A 13,002-nucleotide genomic window follows, 5' to 3' on the forward strand; every position below is an offset into this window, starting at 1 on the left:
GGCAGGAGCCCCTTATTAGACATTGCAGGAGCATTATGTCGTGGAGCAGTTACCGGGCCATGTAACGCTTTGGGCAACGCAGCTGAGGAAGTAGGAGGCAAGTATTATTGGATAAAGTATTTTTTCCTCGGCCCTTACACCGCCATACGGAAGTGACGGATTAGGATAACGTATCAGGGCAGGAGCATAATATCGAGGAACCGCTTAAAGGGGCTATGAACCGATTGCTAATAGTATTTGCTATAACAGGCGAGCAATCATAACGCCAAGACATATTAAGCCATACTTCAGCAGTAAGCTATGACCCTAGGCCTCCCATGCCCACGCCAGTTTATGGCTAATATTTTGATAAATAGCCAATCAAGAACCATACTAAAGTTAATCATCAACAAACAACCTATATTTAGCGTCAATGAAATACTTTGTACGCCACCCATAGGGTTAGAACCGATGACGTTTATTTAAAATTATTATGCCGCTTATTCGGGGCTTTTAGGTATGGGAATGCAAGCTTATCGTTTATTAGCACAGGCAATACAAACAAATAACCAAGCGATAGGCCAACTAAAACTCAAAATACATCCGCCCGCACTGCGCGATACTTTTTCAGAGCGATTTAAAAGCAATGCGACTGTATCCCCTTAAATATCAGGTTATTAGCCTGTGCGTCACACTGATTGTTGTGACGAGCGCCAGCATACTCGCCAGCTTTTGGTGGTTTAGTCACAGCTACAAAGAACAAACCATCGATAGCTCCATAGCCAGCGCAGCCAAGGTGTTGGACCGCTATGTGTCAGAAAAACAGCAGCTCTTATCTACCTCTTTGTCGATATTAACCGCCGACTACGGCTTTAAAACCTCCGTTGCAACCAATGATAAAATCTCAATATCCAGCGCGTTGGAAAATTTAAGCCATCGCATTGATGCAGACTTAATGATTACTACCGATACCAAAGGCCACTTAATCGCTGTTAGCCCTCAAACCTTTAATGCATTAACAGATCTTATTTACGCACAACAAGATCTTATTGATAACCCAGGAAAAGCGCGCTTTGTCGTTCTCAATAACACCCTCTATCAATTAATACTACAACCGGTAAAAGCACCACGAACAATGGCCTACACGGTTGCAGGTTTTATTATTAATTCTGATACCGTCAAAGAAATTAAATCGCTGACCGGTTTAGATATCAGTTTTTACTCAAGTACACACCAAGTATTTGCAACTACTTTTGAAAAAGAAAATCATGAAACACTCAGTAATGTATTGAACAGCCAATATAAAAGCGGTTTTTACCATAATAGGCCGACCTATAGAAACAAAATTATTCCCATGCTATTGGCTGGAACCAATGATGTAAAAGGTGTAATTAGCGCAGACTTGCGCCCTAGTCATTCACAGTTTGACCAATTAATTAGCACCGTCCTCTGGATTACAGCCGTTATTCTAGTCTTGGGTATTACTGCCAGCATTTGGTTCGGCAATCGCCTTATTATTCCGTTAGCGCACTTAGTAAAAACGGCTAATCGCTTCGCCGTTGGCGATTACTCAAATCACAATATCAACAGCCAAGCCAGCTACGAGGTGGATGCATTATCCCTAGCGCTAAACGATATGGGTGAGGAAATTCGACAACGTGAAATTCAAATCGCTTTTAATACACAACACGACCCTCTCACCCAACTACTCAATCGCAACGCCTTCTTAAACGGCATTGAAAAAGCCATAGAGCGAAATCAGCCCTTTATTATCATTGCCTACAACCTACGAGGATTTCGTAATATTAATGATAGCCTCGGGCCGCAAGTGGGCGACAGCTACTTAAAAGCCGTTGCGCAAAGAGTCAGTCAATTCTCCTTTCCTAGCCTGACCCTCCATGCCCGCCTTGGCGGTGATGAATTTATTTCACTGCTCACGATTGAAAAAGAGTACGACACTGATAGTGCGGTTGACATTTTCACCCACTGGATCTCAAAGCCCATGAATGTCGATGATCTAACCCTTACAACGGCCTATAGCTTAGGGACTTGCTGCTACCCAGAACACGCCAGCGACGCTAAAAGTATTATGCGACGAACTCTTATTGCGCTGGAAGAAGGACGTCGCGAGAAGGTCGGAATAAGAAGCTATAAAGCCGGAGAAGATGAAGCACACCTAGAACGACTTAACATCATAGAGCAGCTAAAAATTGCGCTTATTCAAGGCGATCAATTGTTTATGGTATATCAGCCTAAACTCAACTTGAATAATGGTAATGTAGAGAAAGTTGAGGCTTTAATACGCTGGCAAAAACCGAACGGTGAATGGGTCTCGCCCGAGCTTTTTATCGGCTTGGCAGAACAAGCCGGCTTAATTATTGAGATTACCCAATGGGTTATTGCAACCGTTATACAACAAATGCGAAATTGGCACGATCAGCAAATCTTCACAAAAGTGTCTATTAATATATCGGCACAAGATATCCTTCATCCCGACTTCACCGACTCGATAATTAGGCATCTCGAATTAAACCAGATAAGGCCGAAGTTTATCACGCTCGAAATTACAGAGCGCGATCTTATGGAAAATGAGCACGAAGGTGCATTACGGCTAGCCGAATTAAAGGATGTAGGTTTTCAGCTCGCAGTAGATGATTACGGCATCGGGCAATCATCACTCGGCAAGCTCAAAAAATTACCGGTTAACGAGCTAAAAATTGACAAGAGCTTTATTGTAAAACTTGACCAATCAGAGGCCGACCAAGTTATTGTACAATCTACCATACAGCTGGGGCACAACCTCGGCCTAGAAGTGGTTGCCGAAGGTGTCGAGAATCAAGCTACCCAAGATCTATTACACAAAATGGGATGCGACCACATTCAAGGTTTCTATTTTTGTCACCCAATTGTTTCAGAAAAATTCATTAGTTGGTTAAAAGACTATGAAACCCATCGAAAACTGACTTAAGGGCGAGACGGCAATACTTTAGGTGCCGTAGACAATAATGTGGTCAACTAATGAATAGTGGCTTGCTTCCCTTTCAAATACCGTCACATTTAGGCTTGACAAAGATTGACTAGCTGGAAGTCTAAGTCAGTCCTGCATATTAAAAATATGATAGCGGATCAAGTCACATAAATATCTACCATCGATAAGTAGACCGAAAAACAGCACGCCTCATTATTTGATCAAACTTACCTTCCCCTCAATGTATCAACGAAAAGCTAAGAACCTTAAGTTTCTTTTTGTCACATAAAAAGCCTTGTTAAACTTTCGTGATAGATTAATGATAGTTTCGTTAAGACTCCAAAATACCCCTGCCATATTATCAGCAGCGTTGTAATTCATCGGATTACAGCTCACCCAATGTCACAAATAACAACGGAGTTCATCATGAAGCTTTCAACAATTAGCCTGGCGGCTAGCCTTATATTTTCCACAGTTTCAGCAGCTCACGCAGACCGCTACTACCATAGCAGCCCTCAATATAAAGTAACTATTACAAACATTACCAAAGGACAATCGTTTACACCCATTTTGGCCGCCACGCATTCATCTAAGGTTTCACTGTTTAGTCTGGGCGAGCCAGCATCCGCTGAGTTAGGGCAGATTGCAGAGGGGGGTAACATCGCTCCGCTTAATGAACAGCTCAGCAACAGTAACTCTGTTGGCACAACAACCGCTTCAGAGGGTTTATTAATGCCAGGGCAATCGGTAGAACTTATGCTAGATGCAAGCTACAGATACCGAAAACTCAGTTTCGCGGCAATGCTTTTACCCACCAACGACACCATCGTTGCTATTAACGGCGTAAACTTACCGTCACGCGGAACAAAAAGTGTATTCGCCAGCGCCTATGATGCAGGCACCGAAACCAACGATGAAATGTGCTCAAGTATACCTGGCCCCACCTGTGGCGGCGTACCATTCTCGCCAGAGGATGAAGGCGAAGGTTATGTATATATCAGTTCGGGAATTCACGGCATTGGAGATTTAGAGTCCAGCCAATATGATTGGCGTGGTAAAGTCGCAAAAGTCGTCATAGAAAAAATGTGGTAAGCCCACCCAAGGGGTAAAGAAACAATATTTAATCAACTCATGTTAGATTTCGACATCTTTGCTTTCGTTACACAAAGCGATAGTTAAAAAAAGTAATAGTTACAGGCTAAAAAATTAGCCTGTAACTATTTAGCGGCAACTATTTAGCAGACAACTAAGTAGATAACTCAGCAGGTATAGGATTAATACAGAAACACCTTTGAATCGTAAAGACGATTACTTGCAAATTCAATTCTACCAAAGGGCCCCAAACTACTTATTCTTTTTGTAACTATTCAGGTGGGGTCGAAATAATACTCACCCAAAAGGCGAATTGATTATTTTCTGGGCATTCAAGCGTCAGGAACGCTTGCATAGCGCCCAAGGATGGCCTGAGCGGCCCAGAAAATGATCATTTTGCCGGCCTATTTGTGCACCGCTGAATAGTTACTTCTTTTTATCCATTTGCGCTTTTAAATCAGCAAATGGATTAAAAGTAGCAGGCGCTATATCCCCCGACTTTCGACTGCCGTATATAATTTGGTTGGAGAATTTCGTATGCTCCTCGTCATGGCAATACACACACAGTAACTCCCAATTACTACCATCAGAAGGATTATTGTCGTGATTGTGGTCGCGATGATGAACCGTCAGTTCTCGGAGGTTTTTGTTGGTGAACTCGCGGGTGCATCGTCCGCAGATCCAAGGATACATTTTTATTGCGCGTTCGCGGTACCCCTTCTCACGCGTAGCAATGTATTCTCGTTGCTCGGCTAGAATTCGGTCAAGCTTACTGGTTGGAGGCGTAGACATAGCGGTTCCTAATGAATATTCACCGGCTATGCTATAACCTTTTTTTCATCACCACAATAAAGCTATAGTGACGACAGCAAAGCTGGCGCCACAGCTTTCCTTAAGACCATAGAGGCAAGCCTCAACCCCCATCCACAGCCAGTACAGAGACCAAAAGCTATATTCTCAGCAACTCGACTCTACATTAACTGGTGCCATCCGCAAAAAGGGCGCTTTCGCAAACGACTTACAACCTCACTCTCGGCAGTTAACCAGTAGGAATAGTGATGCGCATCACACCTTAATAAGGTACACATTAGTGCAGCAGACCTAAATGGCGATACACGCCCTTCGCAGCAAGACTTATTAGGCGCAAAAATACATCAACTAATACGTCTTCTTTTATTGCACCCATTAAGTAATATATTCCAACAACCCCACAGCCCTTATTGTATCTGTCATCTTTGCTCCATAGCATGGCGGTCCGCGACTATCGCGACCCGTATCAGCTCTTCGCAGGACTGACTCATACCCTAAAAGGAAGATCAATGAAATCCCTAACACAAATACTGCTATGTTCACTGGCAGGCCTTGCATTGCACGCAAATGTTTCGAATGCTGCAATCTCTACGAGTAAATCACTCGTCATTACAGACACTGAAATACTGAATACCTTTAGCGCCAGAGAAGTTGTTGAAAAACTTATCAACGACACTGGTGATACGCAGCAATCAGCGCAGGATATCCTCGATAACTGGCCTGGCTGTCAGAATCGATTAGGCGGAACCTTTAATGGTTTTCCAGTAGCTTGTGCTGGCGTCGATATGGGCGATATCGACACTTACATTCCGATAGCAATCACTAATCGCTTTGATTTAGCCGCTTCCGATGGCAGTAATTGTGGTGAATACCGAATTGCCTTTGCCGATATTATTGGCTTTGGCTTTCAAGTGAACTTCATGATTTTTGAAGCTCAGCTACCCAACCCAAACCCACAAGCAGGCCTTGAAGGCTGCCGGCCGATTGCAGAATTCTGGGCCGACTTAAGCCAAATTAGCAGCGCAACACAAAATGCAGCTTCTATACATGGCTTTTTCTTTAATGGCATTAACGGTATGGCACCAGCCATTCACGCAGACCACTTTGCTGGCGGCGAGAACGGTTCGGGTCAAATACGCCTTAATCAACGCAATGCTCGATTAACAACCTGGAATCAATTTGAATTCCGCACAGAACCCACAGTAGGTAGTTTAGTTATTCGACAATCAACAACTAAAGACACACCCTTCTCCCCTCTCGCAAGCGATGACAGCAACCACCCTTTAGCCAGCAGCTTTAAACAGGCTGTTTTGAACGCTATAAGCACTCCCGGCGACGCCTTACTAGCAAGCACGATTAGCACATTAAGCATTGACCTTCCCGATATTTTTGCGTTGGGCAGTAGCTTTTCAGACGATTTCGATACTGATATCGACGGCGGTGTACTCGGTACATTTGATAGCAATGGCAATTTCGCCGCAAACATTCAAGCCCAGCTTAATGCCGTAAATAGCGCGTTAACGCCAGATGAAATTATTGCGCGCGTCAATGTGTTGAGCTGTGGCGGTTGCCACAATCACAGCCTCGACCTCGGCGGCACCATCGACTTTTTATCGATAGGCCAAAATTCAGAGTTTTTAAGCCTATTTAAAATACTTGAAAGCACCCCAGAGAAAATTGAGGCCGAAAACTATATTGTAATGAGCGGTATTCAAACTGAAACCGCGCAAGATACCGGCGGCGGAGAAAATGTCGGCTGGTTAGATGCAGGCGACTTTGTCACCTACGACATCAATTTACCGCTAAACGACAGCAATGTTTATCAAATCAGCTATCGTGTAGCCAGTTTAAATGGTGGCGGCTCTCTGCAACTGAGTAGCAACAACCAAGCACTGGGTAATACAGTGAGCATACCCAACACCTCGGGCTGGCAAAACTGGGTAACAATCAACCAGAATGTAGCTGTACCTGCTGGCACTACAAAGCTCACCATTCAGGTTTCTGCCGGTGGCTGGAATCTGAACTGGTTTGAAATCCGAGGCAATGCGCGTGAACACTTTGAAGTCAAAACAGCGCTCAAAACGCAATTCATCCCAGAGCGAAAAGAGATTATTGAACAGTTTCTTCTAGGTTCATGCAACACCTGCAATATAAACCTGGTGAGCAATGGCGACTTCGATGCAGGCTCACTCAACTGGCAAACCTACATACAAAGCCCAGCCATTGCCGCCTTTAACTTCAATACCGGCTATGACGATGTGCGTACGCTAATCTCCAACGAAGGGACACAAGATTGGCACATTCAGCTCTACCAAGCGGGTATTACCATTGAGCAAGGCGCCACTTATACACTCAGTTTTGATGCAGAAACCTACGGCAAAACCGTTGGTGCTAGCATTAATGTGGTAGTGGAAGAAAATGGTAATGATTACACCCAGTATTTACCGGTTAAAACGGCAACAACAAATCCTGGCGGCACTCACCATTCATACACTTTCACAATGCCTGTAGCGACAGATACGGATGCACGCGTCACTTTCAACTTAGGTCTTAACGAAGAAGTTGGCGGCGGCGTTGCGAGTAATATCGGTATTGATAACGTCAAGTTAGTGAAAAACTTTTAATTATCCATTCAATAAAAAGGGGCTGCATTATTAATGCAGCCCCTTTTTATTGATATTTACAGTATACAAAGTGTATAGCCGAAGCTGCCTCTAAACATCGATTAGTGGCCAGCAAGGCTTACTTACTACTTTGTACCGCATTACCAGCGCTAATTTTAAGCGCCTCTACTTCCAAGATTTTCATTTCCTTTTTAAAGTGTAGGTGAACAACGAATGCCGCAAAACTCAACCCCATAAAAACACAAACACTTAAGAAAAACCAAAGATTCATATTCATACCCTACTATCGCCTCACTCTATTTATTTAAATACTCGCTGCATTTATAAGTCTCAAAATGCCAATTCTGCAGGTAACGCTACACTTTTAGCGATTGAAATCATACCATTTAACCGAGAAACCGTAGCTGAGAGTCAAAAAGATACGTATTCCCTTGGTGTGCATTGCGTGCAGTCAAAAGGTGTAGTAAACCACATGGGTGGTAATGTCATTAACTTAGCGGCAACCGATAATTTTCTGGACTCGTTTGAACCGATTCATGGGCGCTCCACACGCGCTCCCGGGGCGAGAGGGCCCTGAAAAATAACCGCCTACCGCTTAAATTCGCCCTAAGTTAATGACATTGCCATGGATGGGGGAATACAAATTACGCAGGAGCGGTTATCTGTCACCTCATTGGTGATGAATCATTTTTATCGCGCGTCAGGCGCGCCAAGGCATTCGTAGACTTTGATGGCTTAACTGCGGTTTCTAGACTTAAAATCACAGTATAAAAATCACTCAGAATGTTCCCGCCTTATCCAACTTGCTCTAGAGTATATCTAGTCAACTTGAGCATAGCCCAGCCACACACCCATGCTATAAGTAGGCCTTTAGTTTATAGCTTTTCAGCAGCACTTAAACATAATTAGCTGTCAGGCGAAATTAAAGAGACAAAAACACCCCGTCACACAGCAAGCGCTTTTTGTTTTTATACTAAAACAGCACACAGTGTATAGTGACGAGCACAAAAGCATCACTGACAAACCCGTCTATTTATTTAACAGATCGCCTTAAATCTGGAGCCGCCCTCTCATATGAACCTTCTATGGGTCGTACTTTTGCCACTTCTTGGCACGCTAGTCCCTTTGTTTACAGAGCGCTTCGGGCGCAATGCTTGTGCTTTTACCACCGCAATATTACCCGCCGGCTCACTACTCTTGGTACTTATGCACGCGGGCGGCGTATTTGATGGTCAAGACATTCGGCAAACCATCGAGTGGATTCCCGCAATAGGGCTAGAGTTAGCCTTTCGGCTAGACGGGCTTTCACTGCTATTTTTATTACTGATTCTTGGCATTGGGCTACTGGTGATTCTGTATGCCCGCTACTACCTCTCGGCAAAGGATTCGATGGGGCGATTCTATGCCTACCTTATCCTCTTTATGACAGCCATGGTCGGCATTGTCATATCGAACAACTTGATTCAGCTATGGATGTTCTGGGAACTGACAAGCATTAGCTCATTTTTACTGATTAGTTTTTGGTCTCACAAATCAGAAGCACGAAAAGGCGCGAGAATGGCGCTCACGGTGACGGGAGCTGGAGGGCTGGCGCTATTAGGCGGACTCTTACTGATTGGCAATATTGTGGGCAGTTATGATCTCGATACCGTATTGGCCAGTGGCGACCTCATTCGAGCGCATGCTTACTATCCAATCGCCTTAATACTCGTACTGTTAGGGGCATTCACAAAGTCGGCGCAATTTCCTTTTCATTTTTGGTTGCCGCATGCCATGGCAGCCCCCACACCCGTTAGTGCTTACCTGCATTCCGCCACGATGGTGAAGGCCGGCATTTTCTTAATGGCGCGTTTTTACCCGGCCCTTGCCGGTACCGATCTTTGGTTTCTAATCGTCAGCCTAACCGGCTTAACCACCCTACTACTCGGCGCATACATTGCGCTATTTAAACACGATCTCAAGGGTCTACTGGCTTACTCTACGATTAGCCACCTTGGCTTAATTACACTGCTGCTAGGGCTAAACTCGGACCTTGCCGCCGTCGCGGCGGTATTCCATATTATCAACCATGCTATTTTTAAAGCCTCTCTATTTATGGCAGCGGGCATTATCGATCACGAATCGGGCTCGCGCGATATGCGCAAGCTTAATGGGCTTTGGAAATACATGCCCCATACCGCTACCTTAGCCATTGTGGCGGCACTATCGATGGCAGGCGTGCCCTTACTGAATGGATTCTTATCGAAGGAAATGTTTTTTGCTGAAACACTGAATCAAAGTATATTGGGATCTCTTTCATGGATAATCCCTTTGCTAGCCACCATTGGCGCAGCCTTTTCTGTCGCCTATTCTTTACGCTTTATTCACGATGTTTTCTTTAACGGGCAACCGATAGGCCTACCTAAAACGCCAAAAGAGCCACCTCGTTACGTAAAGATACCGGTCGAAATTCTTGTAGCACTTTGTTTACTCGTGGGTATTCTTCCCGCCTTCGTCATCGAAGATCTGTTAAATATTGCGTCTTTAGCGGTATTAGCTCATGGGGTACCTGCTCACAATTTGGCCATATGGCACGGGTTTAACATCCCCCTACTCATGAGCTTTTTAGCCATGGCGGGAGGCATTATCATTTATTACAACCGACGCCACCTGTTTGAATTTCAGTCGCACTTCGACCAACCCGATGCGAAATTTATTTTCGAAGGTATCGTTCAATCGATAGTCAGAGGCTGCCAGCGCATTATTAAAACCTTAGAAAATGGCTCACTGCAGCGCTATGTTTTTATGCTGCTGTTATCCACACTGGTGATGGCGGCATACCCGCTAATCGATTTAACGCAAAACGTGGGCTCACAGTCGCTAATCCCATTTGATGGTGTCGCCATAACCGGTGCTTTTTTAATGGTATTAAGTGCAATCGCAACCGTAATCTGGCACCGAAGGCGATTTCTTGCACTCATATTTCTGTCTGTTGTGGGCTTATTTGTTTCGCTGGCATTTGCGTTATTTTCGGCACCCGACTTGGCTCTTACACAACTATCTGTCGAGATAGCCACCATTATTTTATTGCTACTGGCGTTATTCTTTTTACCGCAAAGTACGCAAAAAGAATCGACCAATCGGCGCCTAAGCGTAGACCTACTAGTATCCGGGCTCATAGGCTGCGTAATAGGCACCATCTGTTACACCATGCTGACTACGCCGTTAAACACTATCTCAGACTTCTTTATCGCTAATAGCAAAACCGGTGGCGGCGGAACAAATGTGGTTAATGTCATTCTTGTCGATTTCAGGGGCTTCGATACACTTGGCGAAATTATCGTTTTAGGCATTGCCGCGCTGGGCATTTTTAAAGTCATTGCCAAAATGCGCATATCCATGTCAACGCGCGATGACAAAGGACGCGCCTGGAGCAATGACCCTCGGCCTATGATGCTTGAAATGGTGTCGCAGAGCCTTCTTCCTTTGGCGCTACTGGTATCGGCTTATATTTTCTTGCGTGGCCATAATATGCCCGGCGGTGGCTTTATTGCTGGCCTTATTACGGCGGTGGCCATCATTCAGCAATACATAGCTCACGGAGTGCAATGGATAAAGCCACGTATCAATATCGACTACCAATGGGTTATTGGCAGCGGAATTTTAATTGCAACAGCAACTGGCTTAGGGAGTTTACTTTTTGGCGAACCATTCCTAAGCACTTGGTTCGATTACTTCGAGCTACCTTGGGTTGGAAAATTCGAACTTGCCAGCGCCATGCTTTTTGATTTAGGCGTATACCTTACGGTGGTGGGTGCAGTAATGATGATACTGGCCAATTTAGGCAGATTAACCAGCACCGAGCGCCTTGAAACTCAGGAGAATAATTAATGGAAGCTATTTACGCACTCTGTGTTGGCATACTGACTACTTGCGGATTTTTTCTCGTTTTAAGAGGCCGAACCTTTACGGTTGTCATTGGGTTAACCTTACTGTCCTACGCGGTTAACCTGTTCCTTTTCGCCAGCGGTCGGCTCAAGCTGAATGCCGCTGTGGTATTAGGGGAATCGGCCGAATACAGTGATCCATTACCTCAAGCGCTGGTTTTAACCGCCATCGTTATTGGTTTTGCAATGACTGCTTTTGTTGTGATTTTAGCTATGCGCTCCCGAGCTGATCAGGGCAATGACCATGTCGATGGGCAACCCCCGACACAACCACAAAGATTAAGCGCTTTAGACCGGAGAGATAGTTAATGCAACACCTGCCTATTCTGCCTATTTTAATACCGATGCTGGCGGCAGTATTTATGTTGCTGCCGCCGTTAAGTCATTCAATTATCCGGCACCGTGCTGTTGCCGTTTCGGCCATGGTTATTCTTGTCGTTACATCAGCCTTATTGCTACTAACCAGTCATCAGCAAGGCACGCAAATGTACATACTGGGGGGGTGGCAACCGCCTTTCGGCATTAGTTTGGTTGCCGACAGGCTATCTACCCTGATGGTATTACTAACCTCAGTGCTAGGCCTGGGCGCATTACTCTATGCCTGCGCAGGTGACGATAAAGAAGGTATGTATTTTCACCCACTATTTCTATTTCAAATAATGGGGGTTAATGGCGCATTTTTAACCGGCGATATTTTTAACTTATTTGTATTCTTTGAAGTACTACTCATTGCCTCTTACGCGCTATTAATGCACGGCGGCGGCAAACAAAAAACCAAAGCCAATGTTCACTACGTGATATTGAACCTTGTGGGCTCGAGTATTTTCTTATTTGCACTCGGCATTTTATACGGCACTCTTGGCTCCCTGAACATTGAGGACATGGCCGGGAAAATACGCCAGCTCAACGAACACCAGCAAGCCCTTGTGAAATCCGGGGGGCTTTTATTATTGGTGGTATTTGGGCTAAAAGCGTCTTTATTACCCTTACACTTCTGGCTACCCAAAACCTATGCGGCTGCTAGTGCGCCGGTAGCGGCATTATTTGCCATTATGACTAAAGTCGGGATTTATAGTATTTTACGCGTACACACGACTCTCTTCGGTGAAGATGCCGGAGATCTAGCCGGCATTGCCATACCCTGGCTATGGCCCTTGGCACTATTAACTGTAGCCGTGGGCGCCATCGGTGTGCTTGCTAGCCCAAGCTTGCGGTTAACAACCTCCAATTTAGTAATTGTCTCGGTAGGCACGCTCTTACTGGGTATTGCCATGCAGCGCGAAGCCGCAACCGCTGCGGCGCTTTACTATTTGATTCATTCCACCTTAATTACAGGCGCATTATTCTTACTCGCTGACATTATCAGCAAGCAACGCGGTAAAGCAGAAGATCGCTATGTTATTGCCCGCGAAATGAAACACGCAAAAGTCATTGGCATCGTATTTTTTATTGCCGCACTGACCGTTGTAGGTTTGCCGCCATTGTCTGGTTTTGTCGGCAAAATACTGATATTACAAGCCGCTCAAGGCATGCAAGAAATCGTTTGGGTCTGGCCGGTAATTCTATTGGCGAGCCTTGCGTGCTTAGTAGCAATATCCCGCGC

8 protein-coding genes are annotated in these 13,002 nt (G+C 45.0%); 6 read left to right on the forward strand and 2 right to left on the reverse strand.

Features of this window, described 5'->3' with window-relative positions; all coding sequences use genetic code 11:
- Positions 1–625 precede the first annotated feature (625 nt).
- On the forward strand, positions 626–2,947 hold the full coding sequence (locus tag AC3A8L_RS01725; RefSeq protein WP_487960490.1) for an EAL domain-containing protein: 2,322 nt from the start codon (positions 626–628) through the stop codon (positions 2,945–2,947).
- A 426-nt stretch (positions 2,948–3,373) separates the two neighbouring features.
- The gene (locus AC3A8L_RS01730) at positions 3,374–4,039 is read left to right on the forward strand and encodes a spondin domain-containing protein (protein WP_487960491.1); all 666 of its coding nucleotides are present in this window, start codon (positions 3,374–3,376) and stop codon (positions 4,037–4,039) included.
- Between the two features lie 426 nt (positions 4,040–4,465).
- On the opposite strand, the gene AC3A8L_RS01735 is transcribed toward AC3A8L_RS01730, so the two are convergent.
- Positions 4,466–4,831 carry a YajD family HNH nuclease gene (locus tag AC3A8L_RS01735; RefSeq protein ID WP_487960492.1) on the reverse strand — a complete coding sequence of 122 codons (366 nt, stop codon included), beginning with the start codon at positions 4,829–4,831 and terminating at the stop codon, positions 4,466–4,468.
- Positions 4,832–5,358: 527 nt separating this feature from the next.
- On the opposite strand from AC3A8L_RS01735, the gene AC3A8L_RS01740 reads away from it, so the two are divergent.
- Positions 5,359–7,473 carry a carbohydrate-binding protein gene (locus AC3A8L_RS01740; RefSeq protein WP_487960493.1) on the forward strand — a complete coding sequence of 705 codons (2,115 nt, stop codon included), beginning with the start codon at positions 5,359–5,361 and terminating at the stop codon, positions 7,471–7,473.
- A gap of 118 nt (positions 7,474–7,591) precedes the next feature.
- On the opposite strand, the gene AC3A8L_RS01745 is transcribed toward AC3A8L_RS01740, so the two are convergent.
- Positions 7,592–7,750, reverse strand: a complete 159-nt coding sequence (locus tag AC3A8L_RS01745) for a hypothetical protein (RefSeq protein WP_487960494.1) — start codon at positions 7,748–7,750, stop codon at positions 7,592–7,594.
- 797 nt (positions 7,751–8,547) lie between these two features.
- Here AC3A8L_RS01745 and AC3A8L_RS01750 point away from each other — a divergent pair.
- From AC3A8L_RS01750 to AC3A8L_RS01760, 3 genes are all read left to right on the forward strand, one after another.
- On the forward strand, positions 8,548–11,343 hold the full coding sequence (locus tag AC3A8L_RS01750; RefSeq protein ID WP_487960495.1) for a monovalent cation/H+ antiporter subunit A: 2,796 nt from the start codon (positions 8,548–8,550) through the stop codon (positions 11,341–11,343).
- Entirely contained in the window at positions 11,343–11,708 is a 366-nt protein-coding gene (locus tag AC3A8L_RS01755) for a Na+/H+ antiporter subunit C (protein WP_487960496.1), read from the forward strand. Before AC3A8L_RS01750 ends, AC3A8L_RS01755 begins: the two co-directional genes overlap by 1 nt.
- On the forward strand, positions 11,708–13,002 hold a 1,295-nt coding region (locus tag AC3A8L_RS01760), incomplete at its 3' end, for a monovalent cation/H+ antiporter subunit D (protein WP_487960497.1). The genes AC3A8L_RS01755 and AC3A8L_RS01760, both read left to right, overlap by 1 nt.

This window comes from Marinagarivorans sp. (assembly GCF_982758155.1).